15 protein-coding genes are annotated in these 15,689 nt (G+C 67.6%); 8 read left to right on the top strand and 7 right to left on the bottom strand.

Features of this window, described 5'->3' with window-relative positions; genetic code table 11:
• Positions 1-2 precede the first annotated feature (2 nt).
• Positions 3-713 carry an ABC transporter substrate-binding protein gene (locus tag K3G64_RS22175; RefSeq protein WP_238887265.1) on the top strand — a complete coding sequence of 237 codons (711 nt, stop codon included), beginning with the start codon at positions 3-5 and terminating at the stop codon, positions 711-713.
• Between the two features lie 13 nt (positions 714-726).
• On the opposite strand, the gene K3G64_RS22170 is transcribed toward K3G64_RS22175, so the two are convergent.
• Complete coding sequence (locus K3G64_RS22170; protein ID WP_238887264.1) at positions 727-1,101, bottom strand: hypothetical protein; 375 nt, start codon at positions 1,099-1,101, stop codon at positions 727-729.
• Positions 1,102-1,278: 177 nt separating this feature from the next.
• Here K3G64_RS22170 and gap point away from each other — a divergent pair, with 177 nt between their 5' ends.
• Genes gap through ppc form a run of 5 tightly spaced genes read left to right on the top strand, consistent with a single transcriptional unit; the run spans position 1,279 to position 7,466 of the window.
• Positions 1,279-2,301: a type I glyceraldehyde-3-phosphate dehydrogenase gene (gene gap / locus K3G64_RS22165; protein ID WP_238887262.1), complete on the top strand. Its 1,023-nt coding sequence runs from the start codon at positions 1,279-1,281 to the stop codon at positions 2,299-2,301.
• A 12-nt stretch (positions 2,302-2,313) separates the two neighbouring features.
• Positions 2,314-3,549, top strand: coding sequence for a phosphoglycerate kinase (locus K3G64_RS22160; protein ID WP_238887260.1), 1,236 nt, complete (start codon positions 2,314-2,316; stop codon positions 3,547-3,549).
• 14 nt (positions 3,550-3,563) lie between these two features.
• Positions 3,564-4,352 (top strand): triose-phosphate isomerase, encoded by a 789-nt coding sequence (tpiA, locus tag K3G64_RS22155; RefSeq protein ID WP_238887258.1) that lies wholly within the window; start codon positions 3,564-3,566, stop codon positions 4,350-4,352.
• A gap of 31 nt (positions 4,353-4,383) precedes the next feature.
• Positions 4,384-4,617 carry a preprotein translocase subunit SecG gene (secG, locus tag K3G64_RS22150; RefSeq protein WP_238887256.1) on the top strand — a complete coding sequence of 78 codons (234 nt, stop codon included), beginning with the start codon at positions 4,384-4,386 and terminating at the stop codon, positions 4,615-4,617.
• Between the two features lie 47 nt (positions 4,618-4,664).
• The gene (gene ppc / locus K3G64_RS22145; protein ID WP_238887251.1) at positions 4,665-7,466 is read left to right on the top strand and encodes a phosphoenolpyruvate carboxylase; all 2,802 of its coding nucleotides are present in this window, start codon (positions 4,665-4,667) and stop codon (positions 7,464-7,466) included.
• A gap of 7 nt (positions 7,467-7,473) precedes the next feature.
• Here ppc and K3G64_RS22140 read toward each other — a convergent pair whose 3' ends face one another.
• Positions 7,474-7,845, bottom strand: a complete 372-nt coding sequence (locus K3G64_RS22140) for an ATPase (RefSeq protein ID WP_238887250.1) — start codon at positions 7,843-7,845, stop codon at positions 7,474-7,476.
• 78 nt (positions 7,846-7,923) lie between these two features.
• Here K3G64_RS22140 and K3G64_RS22135 point away from each other — a divergent pair, with 78 nt between their 5' ends.
• Positions 7,924-8,121: a hypothetical protein gene (locus K3G64_RS22135; protein ID WP_238887244.1), complete on the top strand. Its 198-nt coding sequence runs from the start codon at positions 7,924-7,926 to the stop codon at positions 8,119-8,121.
• On the opposite strand, the gene pgl is transcribed toward K3G64_RS22135, so the two are convergent.
• From pgl to tkt, 5 genes are read right to left on the bottom strand one after another with little or no spacing between them, the layout of a single operon-like run.
• Positions 8,113-8,865: a 6-phosphogluconolactonase gene (gene pgl / locus K3G64_RS22130; protein WP_238887242.1), complete on the bottom strand. Its 753-nt coding sequence runs from the start codon at positions 8,863-8,865 to the stop codon at positions 8,113-8,115. The genes K3G64_RS22135 and pgl overlap by 9 nt on opposite strands.
• Positions 8,862-9,773, bottom strand: coding sequence for a glucose-6-phosphate dehydrogenase assembly protein OpcA (gene opcA, locus K3G64_RS22125; RefSeq protein WP_238887240.1), 912 nt, complete (start codon positions 9,771-9,773; stop codon positions 8,862-8,864). Before opcA ends, pgl begins: the two co-directional genes overlap by 4 nt.
• 46 nt (positions 9,774-9,819) lie before the next feature.
• Positions 9,820-11,346 carry a glucose-6-phosphate dehydrogenase gene (gene zwf, locus K3G64_RS22120; RefSeq protein WP_238887232.1) on the bottom strand — a complete coding sequence of 509 codons (1,527 nt, stop codon included), beginning with the start codon at positions 11,344-11,346 and terminating at the stop codon, positions 9,820-9,822.
• Positions 11,343-12,461 (bottom strand): transaldolase, encoded by a 1,119-nt coding sequence (tal, locus tag K3G64_RS22115; RefSeq protein WP_238887231.1) that lies wholly within the window; start codon positions 12,459-12,461, stop codon positions 11,343-11,345. Before tal ends, zwf begins: the two co-directional genes overlap by 4 nt.
• A 28-nt stretch (positions 12,462-12,489) precedes the next feature.
• Positions 12,490-14,589, bottom strand: a complete 2,100-nt coding sequence (gene tkt / locus K3G64_RS22110; RefSeq protein WP_238887229.1) for a transketolase — start codon at positions 14,587-14,589, stop codon at positions 12,490-12,492.
• A 173-nt stretch (positions 14,590-14,762) separates the two neighbouring features.
• Between tkt and K3G64_RS22105 the strand changes: the two genes are divergently transcribed.
• A complete protein-coding gene (locus K3G64_RS22105; protein WP_238887227.1) occupies positions 14,763-15,689 on the top strand; it encodes a heme o synthase in 927 nt (308 codons plus the stop codon).

Here is a 15,689-nt window from a genome sequence, read left to right as displayed (position 1 = left end):
CCATGGAAACGCTGAGAGTCGGTGCGGCCGTTCCCGATCCGCCGTTCAGCGGGATGCCCGACGAGGCCGGGCTCGACCTCGACCTGATGCAGGCGCTGGGTGAGAAGTTGGGCGTGACAGTGCACTTGGTGCCCTATTCCGGTGTCGACTTCGACGGTATTTTCGACGGCCTCGGGTCGTCGTACGAGTGTGTCGCCGCGGGCATCACTGTCACCCCCGAGCGGGAGGAGAAAGCGGCGTACCTTCCGCCGTATCTGATCTCCGGTCAGTCGCTGGCCGTCGACACCCGGCGGTTGCCCCGGGTCCGCTCCGTCGACGACCTCGCGGGGCTGACCATCGGCGTGCGTCGCGGCGACACCAGCCGGCCTGTCGCCGAGCGTCTGGTGGCCGACGGCAATGCGGGCGCCATCCGCGTCTACGACTACGGCTCGATCGGCTCCGCGGTGGCCGATCTGGAGTCCGGCGACTGCGACGCGGTGATGACACTGGCCCCGGTCCTGACCGAGTTGGCCGGGTCGAAGCCCGGGGTGGAAGTCGTTCAACGCGGCATCACCGTCGAGCACATCGCGATCGCGGTCGCCCCCGGCGACCAGGCGCTGCTGGCCCGGCTCACCGTCGCGCAGGCTGAATTGGAGGCCGACGGCACACTGCAGCGCATTCGCCGCCAATGGCTGGGCAACCCCTACGCCGATCAGCGTCTCGGCCGGCTCTGACCGGCGCCGGGCGTTATTCGCTATCGGCCATCCGCTGCGCGACCTCGGCGGCGCGACAGTCCTCGTCGCGCGCGGCTTCGTGGATTTCGATCGCCCGCAGATGCGTGACGACATCGCCGACCCCCGACGCAGCGGCCGTCCGGTGCATCTGCGCGGCGCGATCGTGTGCCCAGGCGGCCCGGCGATGCCGCTGCGCGGCGACGAGATGCGCCCGGCGCGCCCGCTCATGTGCTTCGTGTGCGTGACGTGCGGCGGCCTCGACATCGACCGCGGTGACTCGGCCGCCGGCTTTCAACCGCGCATTGAGATCCCGAAGTTCGGCGACCCGCTGTGCGGCGGCCGCACCCGGCGAATCATCCGTCCACGATGCCGCGTGATCAGCTGTCATCAGGTGATGACACCAGGGACAGGGTTGGGTGCACAGGGACGAAGGTCACCGGCGCGGCAGGCGAAAGTCGTCCGCTGCGCAGGGCGCAGGTGCCATGCTGACCAGCCCGCGCGTGGTCGCTGTCGCACCACTAGGCTGGCCGGTGAGCACCACACCAGAGGCGACTAAGGAGACAGCGTGACGATCCGCGTAGGCGTGAACGGCTTCGGCCGCATCGGGCGGAACTTCTTCCGGGCACTCGACGGCCAGAAGGCCGAAGGCAAGGCCACCGACATCGAGGTCATCGCGGTCAACGACCTCACCGACAACGCCACGCTGGCGCACCTGTTGAAGTTCGACTCCATCCTGGGCCGGCTGCCGTACGAGGTCGGTCTGGAGGGCGAGGACACCATCGTCGTCGGCTCCACAAAGATCAAGGCGCTCGAGGTCAAGGAGGGCCCCGCCGCTCTGCCGTGGGGTGACCTCGGTGTCGACGTCGTCGTCGAGTCCACGGGCATCTTCACCGACGCCGCGAAGGCCAAGGGTCACCTGGAGGCGGGCGCGAAGAAGGTGATCATCTCCGCCCCGGCCAAGGGCGAGGATCTGACGGTGGTGCTCGGCGTCAACGACGACCAGTACGACGGCAGCCAGAACATCATCTCCAACGCCTCCTGCACCACGAACTGCCTCGGCCCACTGGCCAAGGTGCTCAACGACGAGTTCGGCATCGTCAGAGGCCTGATGACGACCATCCACGCCTACACCCAGGACCAGAACCTGCAGGACGGCCCGCACAAGGACCTGCGTCGCGCCCGCGCGGCCGCACTCAACATCGTGCCGACCTCCACCGGCGCCGCAAAGGCCATCGGCCTGGTGCTGCCGGAGCTCAAGGGCAAGCTCGACGGGTACGCGCTGCGCGTGCCGATCCCCACCGGTTCGGCGACCGATCTGACCGCCGAGTTGAGCAAGAGCGCCGGCGCCGAGGACATCAACGCCGCGTTCAAGGCCGCGGCCGAGGGTCCGCTCAAGGGAATCCTCAAGTACTACGACGCGCCGATCGTGTCCAGCGACATCGTCACCGACCCGCACAGCTCGATCTTCGACTCCGGGCTGACCAAGGTCATCGACAACCAGGCCAAGGTCGTGTCGTGGTACGACAACGAGTGGGGTTACTCCAACCGCCTCGTGGACCTGGTCGCACTGGTCGGCAAGTCGCTGTAGGCCCGCGCCGCCGTGCCTGCAACTTCCCTGAAGTCACTCTCCGACCTGTTGGCCGAAGGGGTATCCGGGCGCGGTGTGCTCGTGCGCTCGGACCTCAACGTCCCGCTCGACGACAAGGGTGACGGCGCCCGCGCCATCACCGACCCCGGCCGCATCGTCGCCTCGGTGCCCACCCTGCGGACACTGTCCGACGCAGGCGCAAAGGTCCTCGTCACCGCGCACCTGGGCCGTCCCAAGGGTGGACCGGAGGCGAAGTACTCGCTGGCACCGGTCGCAGAGGCGTTGACGGAGCTCTTGGGTCGCCACGTGCAATTGGCCGGCGATGTCGTCGGCAGCGATGCGCTGGCCCGCTCGGAAGGCCTGACCGACGGCGACATCCTGTTGCTGGAGAACGTCCGGTTCGATCCGCGCGAAACAAGTAAGGACGACGACGAGCGGCTGGCGCTGGCCCGGCAGTTGGTCGAACTCGTGGGCGAGGACGGTGCATTCGTTTCCGATGGCTTCGGGGTGGTGCACCGTAAGCAGGCCTCCGTGTACGACGTGGCCACGCTGCTCCCGCACTACGCGGGACAGTTGGTGGCCGCCGAGGTCAAGGTGCTTCAGCAGCTGACCAGCTCGACCGACCGGCCCTACGCGGTGGTGCTCGGCGGCTCAAAGGTCTCCGACAAGCTGGCGGTGATCGAGTCGCTTGCCGAGAAGGCCGACAGCCTGCTCATCGGTGGCGGTATGTGCTTCACCTTCCTTGCCGCCCAAGGCGTCTCGGTGGGCAAGTCACTGGTCCAGCCGGAGATGATCGAGACCTGCAAGAAGCTGATGGACACCTTCTACGACGTGATCCACGTTCCGGTCGACATCGTGGTGGCCGACGAGTTCAAGGCCGACTCGCCGTCGGAAACCGTTGCGGCCGACCGCATCCCCGACGACAAGATGGGCCTCGACATCGGTCCGGAGTCGGTGAAGAGGTTCGCCGCGCTGCTGTCGAACGCCAGAACCATCTTCTGGAACGGCCCGATGGGCGTGTTCGAGTTCCCCGCGTTCGCGGCGGGGACCAAGGGTGTCGCCGAGGCGATCATCGGGGCCACCGGCAAGGGCGCGTTCAGCGTCGTCGGCGGTGGTGACTCCGCGGCCGCGGTGCGGCAACTCGGTCTCGACGAGGACGGTTTCTCACACATTTCCACCGGCGGCGGCGCGTCGCTGGAATACCTTGAGGGCAAGGAACTGCCCGGCATCGCTGTGCTAGAAGAGTGAGGGGTCCTCGAAACGTGAGCCGCAAGCCATTGATCGCCGGCAACTGGAAGATGAACCTCAACCACTTCGAGGCCATCGCGCTGGTGCAGAAGATCGCGTTCGCGCTGCCCGCGAAGTACTTCGACAAAGTCGACGTCACGGTGATACCGCCGTTCACCGACCTGCGCAGTGTCCAGACGCTGGTCGACGGCGACAAGTTGCTGCTGACCTACGGTGCGCAGGACCTCTCGCCGCACGACTCGGGCGCCTACACCGGCGACGTCAGCGGCGCGTTCCTGGCCAAGCTGGGCTGCAGCTACGTCATCGTCGGGCACTCCGAGCGGCGCACCCACCACCATGAGGACGACGCCGTCGTGGCCGCCAAGGCCGCCGCCGCGTTCCGGCACAGCCTAATCCCGATCATCTGCATCGGCGAACCGCTCGAGGTGCGCGAGGCGGGTGACCACGTCGAGCACAACGTCGAGTCCCTGCGCGGCTCGCTGGCCGGTCTCAGCACGGAACAGGTCGGCCAGGCCGTCATCGCCTACGAACCCGTGTGGGCGATCGGCACCGGGCGGGTGGCCAGCGCCACCGACGCTCAGGAGGTGTGCAAGGCCATCCGCGACGAGCTGGGCAGGCTCGCAACGCCGCAGCTGGCGGCCGGGGTGCGGGTCCTCTACGGCGGCTCGGTGAACGCCAAGAACGTCGGTGAGATCATCGCTGCCGAGGACGTCGACGGCGCCCTGGTCGGCGGTGCTTCCCTGGATGCCGAGCAGTTCGCCACCTTGTCGGCCATCGCGGCGGGCGGGCCCCTGCCGTCGTGAGCATCGGCGAGCATTCGGTAGTCTTGCGGCCATGGAATTGGCCCTGCAGATCATCCTGATCGTGACCAGTGTGCTGGTCGTGCTCCTGGTGCTGCTGCATCGTGCCAAGGGTGGCGGCCTGTCGACGCTGTTCGGCGGCGGTGTTCAGTCCAGCCTGTCCGGCTCGACGGTGGTGGAGAAGAACCTCGACCGGCTGACGTATTTCGTCACCGGGATATGGGTGGTCTCGATCATCGGCGTCGCGCTGCAGATCAAATACAGCTGACCGGGACTCGTCCTGCGGCGACGTGCGCGGGCGCCGATACTTGACGCATGGCTGAAGTCGCCGGACTGGAACCCATCGGCGCTGTACATCGCACCCAGGTCGGCCGCGAGGCCACCGAACCGATGCGCGAGGACATCCGTCTGTTGGGTGCGATCCTCGGCGACACCGTGCGCGAACAGAACGGCGAGGAGGTGTTCGACCTCGTCGAGCGCGCCCGGGTCGAGTCGTTCCGGGTGCGCCGCTCGGAGATCGACCGCGCTGACCTGGCCGACATGTTCGACGGCATCGACATCCACCGTGCCATTCCCGTCATCCGGGCGTTCACCCACTTCGCGCTGTTGGCCAACGTCGCCGAGGACATCCACCGCGAGCGCCGCCGGGCGGTGCACCTCGCCGCCGGCGAGCCACCGCAGAACACCAGCCTGGCCGCCACCTACGCCAAGCTCGACGCCGCCGGACTGGACGCCGGCACCGTCGCCGACGCGCTTACGGGCGCGTTGGTGTCACCGGTGATCACGGCGCATCCCACCGAGACCAGGCGCCGCACCGTCTTCGACACCCAGCACCGCATCACCGAGTTGATGCGCCTGCGCCTGCACGGACAAAGCAGCACCGACGACGGCCGCGACGTCGAGCGCGAACTGCGCCGCCACATCCTGACGTTGTGGCAGACCGCGCTGATCCGGTTGTCGAGGTTGAAGATCCAGGACGAGATCGAGACCGGGCTGCGCTACTACCCGGCCGCATTCTTCGAGGTCATCCCGGCGGTAAATGCGGGCGTTCGCACGGCGCTGCAGGATCGCTGGCCCGAGGCCGACCTGTTCGCCGAACCCATCGTGCGGCCGGGCTCGTGGATCGGCGGTGACCGCGACGGCAACCCGAACGTCACCGGCGAGGTGGTGCGCCTTGCGACGGGCAGCGCGGCCTATACCGCGCTGGAGCACTATTTCGCGGAGATCACCGCGTTGGAGCAGGAGTTGTCGCTGTCGGCGCGGCTGGTCCGGATCAGCGACGGGCTCGCCGCGCTGGCCGACCAGTGCGGTGAACCCGCACGCGCCGACGAACCGTACCGCCGTGCGCTGCGGGTCGTTCACGGCCGCCTGACGGCGACCGCGCACGAGATACTCGACCGCCAGCCCGAGCACGAACTCGACCTCGGGCTACAGCGCTACGACAGGCCCGCTGAGCTATCGGCCGATCTGGACACCGTCGACGCGTCGTTGCGTGCGAACGGCAGCGCGGTGCTCGCCGACGATCGTCTTGCGCGGCTGCGGGAGTCGGTGCGCGCGTTCGGGTTTCACCTGTGCGGGCTGGACATGCGGCAGAACTCCGAGGTGCACGAGGAGGTCGTCGCCGAACTGCTGGCGTGGGCCGGCGTGCATCCGGACTACCGGTCACTCGAAGAGCCGGAGCGGGTCGAGTTGTTGGCCGCCGAGCTGGTCACGCGCCGGCCGTTGACCAAGCCCGGCGCCGCCCTGTCGGAGCTGGCTCGCAAGGAGCTCGACATCGTGGCCGCGGCCGCGCGCGCCGTCGAGGTGTTCGGGCCGCAGGCGGTGCCCAACTATGTCATCTCGATGTGCCAGTCGGTGTCCGACATGCTGGAGGCGGCGATCCTGCTCAAGGAGTCGGGGTTGCTGGACGTATCGGGCGAAGAGCCGTACGCCCCGGTCGGCATCGTGCCGCTGTTCGAGACGATCGACGATCTGCAGCGCGGCGCGTCGATTCTGGAGGCGGCGCTGGAGCTTCCGGTTTACCGGACGGTGGTGTCCGCCCGCGACGAGAGCCAGGAGGTGATGCTCGGCTACTCCGACTCCAACAAGGACGGCGGGTACCTGGCGGCGAACTGGGCGCTGTATCGCGCCGAACTCGATCTCGTGGAGTCGGCGCGCGAGACCGGAATCCGGTTGCGGCTTTTTCACGGTCGCGGTGGGACGGTGGGCCGCGGCGGCGGACCGAGCTACGACGCGATCCTCGCGCAGCCGCCGGGGGCGGTGAACGGCTCGCTGCGCATCACCGAACAGGGTGAGGTCATCGCCGCCAAGTACGCCGAACCGCAGATCGCGCATCGCAACCTGGAGACGCTGGTGGCCGCCACGCTGGAGGCGACCCTGCTCGACGTCGAAGGTCTGGGGGACGGGGCTGGGCCCGCCTACGAGGTGCTGGACGATCTCGCCGCGCGGGCCCAAGGCGCCTATGCCGAATTGGTGCACGACACCCCGGGGTTCGTCGACTACTTCAAGGCGTCCACACCGGTGAGCGAGATCGGTGCGCTCAACATCGGAAGCAGGCCGACGTCACGCAAGCCGACGACGTCGATCGCCGACCTGCGGGCGATCCCGTGGGTGTTGGCATGGAGTCAGTCGCGGGTGATGCTGCCCGGCTGGTACGGCACCGGCACGGCGTTCGAGCAGTGGATCGCTGCCGGCCCCGAGTCCGAGCAGGCCCGCCTGGAGGTGCTGCAGGACCTGTATCGGCGTTGGCCGTTCTTCCGGACGGTGCTGTCGAACATGGCGCAGGTGCTGGCCAAGTCCGACCTGGGCCTGGCCGCCCGCTACTCCGAACTGGTCAATGACGAGCAGTTGCGGCGCCGCGTGTTCGGCATGATCGCCGACGAACACCACCGCACCATCCGCATGCACGAGCTCGTCACCGGCCACGACGACCTGCTGGCCGACAACCCGGCGCTGGCGCGGTCGGTGTTCAACCGCTTCCCGTATCTGGAACCGCTGAACCACCTGCAGGTCGAGCTGTTGCGGCGCTACCGCTCGGGCGACGACGACGAACTGGTCCAGCGCGGCATCCTGCTCACCATGAGTGGCCTGGCCACCGCGCTGCGCAACAGCGGATAGGGCCGCGCTACAGCCCGGTGGTGCGCCGCACCTTGTTGACGGCCCCCCGCACGGCCTGTTCGGTCGCGGCGAGCGGCAACATCACCGACTCACCCATGCCCACGATGCGCTCCACCCGGTCGACGATGCCTTCCATGCGGTCCACCACCGCGTTCAGGCGCGGAGCGAGCTCGTTGATCTGGCTGATGGTCTCGTTGAACCGCTCCAGCGTGGCGTCGAGGTTGGCCGTCGAACTGTTCAGGTCCTCCAGGGTCTCGCTGAGCCCTTCGAGAATGGTGTCGACCTGCTCGACGGTGACGTCGGCATTGAGTGCTGCCTGCGCGAGCTTCCTGATGCGCTCCGACCCGGTGCGCACCGGCTTGCCACCCTTGTCCGCCATGACCGTCATTATGACCACCCTGTGCGAACGTCATCTCCGGTGGCCCATCCAACTCCACCCCGGCTACGAACCCCAAGTATGTACACCACCGACTTCAACGAACTCATGGCCACGCCGTTTCTCATGGCGGTCACCGCGCTCGTCATGGTCGTGCTGATGGCGCTCACCATGCGCTCGGTGATCAAGCGTCAGCGGGCGATGATCCGTGAGCCCCGGCACGACTACTTCGCCCGGCTGGCCTACACCAGCCGCTGGCGCGATCGGACGTCAGCCTGATCGCGGCGGAAGCTTGGCGGCCGCTTCCTCGTCGAGCAGCCACACCGTCTCGTCGCGACCCACGGCCCCGGCGGCCGGAACCTCGTCCGGATCCGCGCCGCCGACGGCGGCAGCCACCGCTTCGGCCTTCTCCGTGCCCGACACCACCAGCCAGACTTCCCGCGACCGCCGTACCGCCGGCAGCGTCAACGTGATGCGACGCGGCGGCGGTTTGGGGGAGTCGACGACGCCGACCACCAACCGCTCGCTCTCCCTTACTGCGGAGCTGTGGGGGAACAGCGAGTTCACATGTCCCTCGCCGCCCATGCCGAGCAAGTGGACGTCGAAATCCGGCGCGGGTTGCCCGTCGTCGGCGTTGACGGACAGTTCCCGCTCGTATCCGGCGGCCGCCGCGTCGAGGTCGTCGCCGAACTCACCGCCGCTGGGCGCCATCGGATGCACGTTGTCGGCCGGGATGTCCACCCTGTCCAGCAGCGCCGCGCGCGCCTGCTTGTCGTTGCGCTCGTCGTCATCGGCGGGCACGAAACGTTCGTCACCCCAGTACACGTGAACCTTCGACCAGTCGACCTCACCGCCGCGCTGCGCGACACGTTCGAGCAACGCGATGCCCGTCCCGCCACCGGTCAGCACGATGTGTGCGCTGCCCCGTTCGACGATCGCGTCGACGACGGCCGCGACCAGCCGGTCGCCGGCGGCTGCAGTCAAAGCCGATGTGTCCGAGTACTTCTCGACGACGACATTCATACGTACTGCACCTTGTCGATTCCCTGCAGCGCCTCGTGGTAGATCTCGTCGGCGTCCAGCCTGCGCAGGTCCTCGGCGAGGCATTCCTTGGCCTCCCGCCGCGCCAGCGGGATACGCGCCTCCGGTCTGCTGGTGCGGGTCAGGGTCGCCGTCACACCTTCCTGCGGCCGTCGCAGGGTGATCGTCTCGCTGCTGCGGGTCAATTCGACCTTGAGCTCACCCACCGCGCGCGTCACCGGACCGTCGATGCGGGCGGCCAGCCAACCGGCGAGGACGTCGAGTGACGGCTCGTGGCCCAGGCCCGACACCAGAGCAGAGGTGACCGGTTCGTGCGGATGCTGGTCCACCGCCGATGCCAGCAGCGCCCGCCAGTACGTGATTCGAGCCCAGGCCAGGTCGGTGTCGCCGGGGGTGTAGCCCTGCAGCCGGCCCTTGATCGCGGCCAGTGGGTCGGAGCACTCGGTGGCGTTGGTGATCCGCCGGATCGCCAGCCGTCCCAGCGGGTCCTGCACGGGAACATCCGGGCCACCCGCCGGCCACCAGGCGACCACCGGTGTGTCGGGCAGCAGGAAGGGAAGCACCACACTGTTCGCGTGGTCGGCGAGCTCCCCGTGCATTCGCAGGGCGACGATCTCACCGGCGCCCGCGTCGCCACCGACGCGTAGCTGCGCATCGAGGCGCGATTCCGCCGCATCCCGGTCGCCGGGTACGGTGACGATCACCCGGCACGGATGCTCACGACTGGCGAAGCTGGCGGCTTCGATCGAATCTTCCAGCAGCTCATCGGAGTTCAGGGAGATGACCAGCGTGAGCACCCGGCTCAGGGTGATGGCGCCGCCTTCTTCACGCAGCCCGGTGATCTTCTTGTTGATGTCGTTGGTGGTGGTGCCGGGCAGGTCGACGATCATGGCTCGACTCCTTCGCCGGTCATTGCGCGCATCATTGGCTCGGCAATCACGGCCGCCTCCATTCCCGGCCCGTGCGGTGCAGCATCTCGTCGGCCGACGCGGGGCCCCAGGTGCCAGACTCGTACGGTTCCGGCCTGCCATGCGCCGCCCAGTGTTCCAGCACGGGATCGAGTATCTCCCAGGACAATTCGACCTCACGGTTGACCGGGAACAGCGACGGCTCGCCCAACAGCACGTCGAGGATCAGCCGCTCGTAGGCCTCGGGGGAGTCCTCGGCGAATGCGGAACCGTAGGAGAAGTCCATGTTGACGTCGCGGACCTCCATCGCGCTGCCCGGCACCTTGGACCCGAACCTCGTGGTGATGCCCTCGTCCGGCTGGACCCGGATCACCAGCGCGTTCTGCCCGAGTTCCTCGGTCATCGTCTTGTCGAACGGCAGATGGGGCGCCCGCTTGAAGATCAGGGCGATCTCGGTCACCCTGCGGCCCAGCCGTTTTCCGGTCCGCAGGTAGAACGGGACGCCGGCCCAGCGGCGGGTGTCGATCCCGAGGGTGATCGCCGCGTAGGTCTCGGTGGTGGAGTCCTTGGAGAAACCCTGCTCCTCGAGCAGGCCGACCACCTTCTCGCTGCCCTGCCAGCCCGCCGCGTACTGTCCGCGCGCGGTGGTCTGGTCCAGTGGCTCGACCACATTGGTCGCTGAGAGCACCTTGATCTTCTCGGCCTGCAACTCGTGCGGGCCGAAGTTGACCGGATCCTCCATGGCGGTCAGGGCCAGCAACTGCAGCAGGTGGTTCTGGATCACGTCGCGTGCGGCGCCGACACCGTCGTAGTAGCCGGCCCGCCCGCCGAGTCCGATGTCCTCGGCCATGGTGATCTGCACGCTGTCGACGTAGTTGTTGTTCCAGATCGGTTCGTACAACTCGTTGGCGAAGCGCAGCGCCAGGATGTTCTGAACGGTCTCCTTGCCCAGGTAGTGGTCGATGCGGAACACCGACTCCTCGGGGAACACGCTGTTGACGACGGCGTTGAGCTCACGTGCGCTCTGCAGGTCGTGCCCGAACGGCTTCTCGATGACCACCCGGCTCCACCGGCCCTCCTGCGGGCGGGCGAGTCCGGTTTTCTGGAGCTGCTCGGTCACCTGCTGGAAGGCCTTCGGCGGAATCGACAGGTAGAACGCGTGATTGCCGCCGGTGCCCCGCTCGGCATCGAGCTTCTCCAGCGTTTCGGCCAGCTTCTGGAATGCCGACTCGTCGTCGAAGGTGCCCTGCACGAACCGGAAGCCTTCGGCCAGCCGATCCCACACCTCCTGGCGGAACGGCGTCCGCGCGTGCTGCTTGACGGCCTCGTAGACGACCTGACCGAAGTCCTCGTCGGCCCAGTCGCGCCGGGCGAACCCGACCAGCGCGAACGACGGCGGCAACAGCCCGCGGTTGGCCAGGTCATAGATGGCGGGCATCAGCTTCTTGCGCGACAGGTCACCGGTGACGCCGAAGATGACGATGCCGCACGGCCCCGCGATCCGGGGCATCCGCTTGTCGCGCTTGTCGCGAAGCGGGTTGACCCACGCCGTCATTTGCCAGCTGCGTCGAGCTGACCCTGGGTGGCCTCGAGCAACTCGAGCCACGACTTCTCGAACTTCTCGACGCCCTCCTCCTCGAGCAGCCGGAAGACGTCGGGCAGATCGATGCCGACGGCGGCCAGCTCGTCGAACAGCGCCTGGGCCTCGCCTGCGGTTCCCGTCACGGTGTCACCGGTGATGACGCCGTGGTCGGCAACCGCGTCGATCGTCTTCTCCGGCATGGTGTTCACCGTGTTGGGTGCGACCAGTTCGGTGACGTAGAGCGTGTCGGAGTAGTCGGGGTTCTTCACACCGGTCGACGCCCACAGCGGGCGCTGAACACGGGCGCCGTCGGCCTTGAGGGCCTCGTAGCGCCGGCCGCCGACGAACACCTCCTCGTAGGCGGCGTAGGCCAGCCGGGCGTTGGCGACGCCGGCCTTGCCCCGCAACGCCAGCGACTCCTGGGTGCCGATCTTCTCCAGCCGCTTGTCGATCTCGGTGTCGACCCGCGACACGAAGAACGAGGCGACGGAGTGGATCTTGGACAGGTCATGACCGGCCTCCTTCGCCTTCTCCAGGCCCGCCAGGTAGGCGTCCATCACCAGGCGGTGGCGTTCGACGGAGAAGATCAGCGTCACGTTGACCGAGATGCCCTCGGCGATAACGGCGGTGATCGCGGGCAGGCCGGCCATCGTGGCAGGGATCTTGATCAGCAGGTTGGGCCGGTCGACGATCTTCCACAATTCGACGGCCTGCAGGATGGTCTTGTCGGTGTCCTGCGCGAGGCGCGGATCGACCTCGATGGAGACCCGCCCGTCGGCGCCGCCGGACGCCTCGTACTGCTTGGCCAGCACGTCGCAGGCGTTGCGGACGTCGTCGGTGGTGACGGTGCGGACGGTGGCGTCCACATCGGCGCCGCGCTCGGCCAGTTCGTTGACCTGCGCGTCGTAGGCGTGCCCCGCGGACAGGGCGGCTTGGAAGATCGACGGATTGGTCGTCACACCGACCACGGACATGGTGTCGATCAGTTCCTGCAGGTTTCCGGTCTGCAGCCGGTCGCGCGAGAGGTCGTCGAGCCATACCGACACGCCTGCCTCCGACAGCGCCGCGAGGTTCGGATTCTGAGCCATTGTTGTGCCTTTCCAGACCTTTTCGATATCAGTTGTCTATTGATCGTTCCGCCGCGGCCACCACCGCTTCGGGCGTGAAACCGAACTCACGGAACAAAGTCTTGTCGTCGGCGGATTCGCCGTAGTGCTCGATCGAGACGATCTCACCGGTGTCGCCGACGAGCTTGTACCAACTCTGCGCGACAGCCGCTTCGACCGCCACCCGCGCCGAGACCGTCGGCGGCAGCACCGAATCGCGGTACTCCTTCGGCTGCGATTCGAACCACTCGACACACGGCATCGAGACCACGTAGGCGGTGATGTCCTTGTCCGCCAACTGCTTCCGGGCCTCGACTGCGAGTTGCAGCTCGGATCCGGTCGCGATGATGATCACGTCGGCGTCGCGCACTTCTTCGGGGGAGGCCCCGCCGAGCACATAGCCGCCGCGCGCCACACCGTCGGAGTCAGTGCCCTCCAGGACCGGGATGCCCTGGCGCGTCAGGATGAAACCGACCGGACCGCTTCCGTTACCGCGGGCGATGATGCTGCGCCAGGCGTAGGCCGTCTCGTTCGGGTCACCGGGGCGCACCACCGACAGGTTCGGGATGGCACGCAGCGCCGCGAGGTGCTCGATCGGCTGGTGGGTGGGACCGTCCTCGCCGAGGCCGATGGAATCGTGGGTCCAGACGTAGATGGTGTCGATGTCCATCAGCGACGCCAGGCGAACCGCAGGCCGCATGTAATCGGAGAACTGCAGGAACGTTCCGCCGAACGCGCGCGTCGGCCCGTGCAGCACGATGCCCGACAGGATCGCGCCCATTGCGTGCTCACGAATCCCGAAGTGCAACACCCGTCCGTACCAGTCCGCCGAGAAGTCCTCGGTGGAGATCGACGGCGGGCCGAAGGACTTGACGCCCTTGATGGTGGTGTTGTTGCTGCCGGCCAGATCCGCCGACCCGCCCCAGAGCTCGGGCAGTTTGGGGGCCACGTCGTTTAGCACCTGACCGAACGCGGCGCGGGTGGCCACCGCCTTGGAGCCCGGCTCCCAGTGGGTCAGGTCGGTGTCCCAGCCGTCGGGCAGCTCCTTGGCCAGCAGCCGGTCCAGCAGCGCCTTGCGTTCGGGCTCGCGCTCGGCCCAGGCGTCGAAGCCGCTCTGCCACTTCGCGTGTGCCTCCTGACCGCGGTCCACCAGCTTGCGGGTGTGCTCGATCACCTCCGGCCGCACCTCGAACGTCTTGTCGGGGTCGAAGCCGAGGATCTCCTTGGTGGCCGCCACCTCCTCCTCACCCAACGCCGAACCGTGCACACCGCCGGTGTTCATCTTGTTCGGCGCCGGATAGCCGATGATGGTGCGCAGCGCGATGAACGACGGCTTGTCGGTGACCTTCTTGGCCGCGGCGATGGCCTGTTCGATGCCGACGACGTTCTCGCCGCCCTCGACCTCCTGCACGTGCCAGCCGTAGGCGCGGTACCGAGCCGCGACGTCTTCGGAGAGCGCGATGTTGGTGTCGTGCTCGATCGAGATCTGGTTCTGGTCGTAGAACACGATCAGGTTGCCGAGCTGCTGGGTGCCCGCCAGCGACGACGCCTCGCTGGTGATGCCCTCTTCGATGTCACCGTCGGAGGCGATCACGTAGACGTAGTGGTCGAACGGGCTCTCGCCCCATGGCGTGTCGGGATCGAACAGCCCGCGCTCGTACCGCGACGCCATCGCCATGCCGACTGCCGACGCCAGCCCCTGGCCGAGTGGCCCGGTGGTGATCTCGACGCCCCTGGTGTGGCGGAACTCCGGATGGCCCGGTGTCTTCGACTTGAAGGTCCGCAGCGACTCGATGTCGGACAGTTCGAGGCCGAACCCGCCGAGGTACAGCTGGATGTAGAGGGTCAGGCTGGAGTGCCCGCAAGACAGCACGAACCGGTCGCGGCCCAGCCAGTGCACGTCGCTCGGGTCGTGCACCATCTGGCGCTGGAAGAGGGTGTAGGCCAGCGGGGCGAGGCTCATGGCGGTGCCCGGGTGGCCGTTGCCGACCTTCTGCACCGCGTCCGCCGCCAGCACCCGGACGGTGTCGACTGCGAGGGTGTCCACCTCGGTCCAGTCGTCGGGATGGTTCGGCCGGGTCAGGGCGGAGATTTCTTCGAGCGTGGTCACAGGCGCACTCCTGGTCGACGGTGAGCTCTTATAGCTGCTCGTTGAACCACCCTAGTGCGCGATGGTCATCCGTCGCAGGCTGCTGGGGGACGATTAGGCCGCCGTTCAGGTGGGGTCTACCATCGTCTGTAGTAGAAGCCCCGCGCTGCCGCCTTCTCAAAGGAGTTATCTGCGTGAGCGTTCGCGAAGGCCGCCGCATCGACGGGACGCCCAACCGCCTCCGCGACACGGTGCTCGGCTACATCTCGCTGACCAAGCCGCGGGTCATCGAACTGCTCCTGGTAACCACCATCCCGGCGATGCTGCTGGCCGACCGCGGCACCGTGGATCCCCTCTTGATCCTCAACACGCTGGTCGGCGGCCTGCTGGCGGCCGCGGGGGCCAACACGCTCAACTGCGTCGCCGACGCCGACATCGACAAGGTGATGAAGCGCACCGAGCGCAGGCCGCTGGCCCGCGCCACGGTGCCGCGCAGCCATGCCCTGGTGTTCGGGCTGGCGCTGTCGGTCGCCTCGTTCTTCTGGCTGTGGTGGACCACCAACATGCTCTCGGCTCATCTGGCCGGAGCGACGATCGCCTTCTATGTTCTCGTCTACACGCTGCTACTCAAGCGACGCACGTCGCAGAACGTCGTGTGGGGCGGGGCGGCCGGTTGCATGCCGGTGATGATCGGCTGGTCGGCGGTGACCGGGACCATCTCCTGGCAGGCGCTGGTCATGTTCGCGATCATCTTCTTCTGGACGCCGCCGCACACCTGGGCGCTGGCCATGCGCTACAAGGAGGACTACCGGGCCGCGGGGGTGCCGATGCTGCCCGCGGTGGCCACCGAGCGGCAGGTCACCAAGCAGATCCTGATCTACACCTGGCTGACCGTCGCCGCCACGTTGGCGCTCACCCCGGCAACCGGCTGGCTGTACCTGTCGGTCGCGCTGCTGGCCGGTATCTGGTTCCTGGCGATGGCGCATCAGCTCTACGCCGGCGTGCGCCGCGGTGAACCCGTCAAGCCGTTGCGGCTGTTCCTACAGTCCAACAACTACCTCGCCGTGGTGTTCTGTGCGCTGGCCGTCGACTCGGCCCTGGCGCTGCCCACCCTGTTCTGA

It is taken from the genome of Mycobacterium sp. IDR2000157661 (assembly GCF_022317005.1).
In the GTDB taxonomy this organism is placed as follows: domain Bacteria; phylum Actinomycetota; class Actinomycetes; order Mycobacteriales; family Mycobacteriaceae; genus Mycobacterium.
Note: the sequence above shows the minus strand (reverse complement) of the source record. Positions and strands in the feature narration are given on the sequence as shown.

What these genes read in the sequence shown, in the direction of transcription:
- tal (WP_238887231.1), bottom strand. Translation starts at nt 12,461, where the DNA reads ATGGCTCAGAATCCGAACCTCGCGGCGCTGTCGGAGGCAGGCGTGTCG.
- opcA (WP_238887240.1), bottom strand. Translation starts at nt 9,773, where the DNA reads ATGATCGTCGACCTGCCCGGCACCACCACCAACGACATCAACAAGAAG.
- zwf (WP_238887232.1), bottom strand. Translation starts at nt 11,346, where the DNA reads ATGACGGCGTGGGTCAACCCGCTTCGCGACAAGCGCGACAAGCGGATG.
- pgl (WP_238887242.1), bottom strand. Translation starts at nt 8,865, where the DNA reads ATGAATGTCGTCGTCGAGAAGTACTCGGACACATCGGCTTTGACTGCA.
- K3G64_RS22135 (WP_238887244.1), top strand. Translation starts at nt 7,924, where the DNA reads ATGTACACCACCGACTTCAACGAACTCATGGCCACGCCGTTTCTCATG.
- K3G64_RS22140 (WP_238887250.1), bottom strand. Translation starts at nt 7,845, where the DNA reads ATGGCGGACAAGGGTGGCAAGCCGGTGCGCACCGGGTCGGAGCGCATC.
- K3G64_RS22170 (WP_238887264.1), bottom strand. Translation starts at nt 1,101, where the DNA reads ATGACAGCTGATCACGCGGCATCGTGGACGGATGATTCGCCGGGTGCG.
- K3G64_RS22175 (WP_238887265.1), top strand. Translation starts at nt 3, where the DNA reads ATGGAAACGCTGAGAGTCGGTGCGGCCGTTCCCGATCCGCCGTTCAGC.
- secG (WP_238887256.1), top strand. Translation starts at nt 4,384, where the DNA reads ATGGAATTGGCCCTGCAGATCATCCTGATCGTGACCAGTGTGCTGGTC.
- ppc (WP_238887251.1), top strand. Translation starts at nt 4,665, where the DNA reads ATGGCTGAAGTCGCCGGACTGGAACCCATCGGCGCTGTACATCGCACC.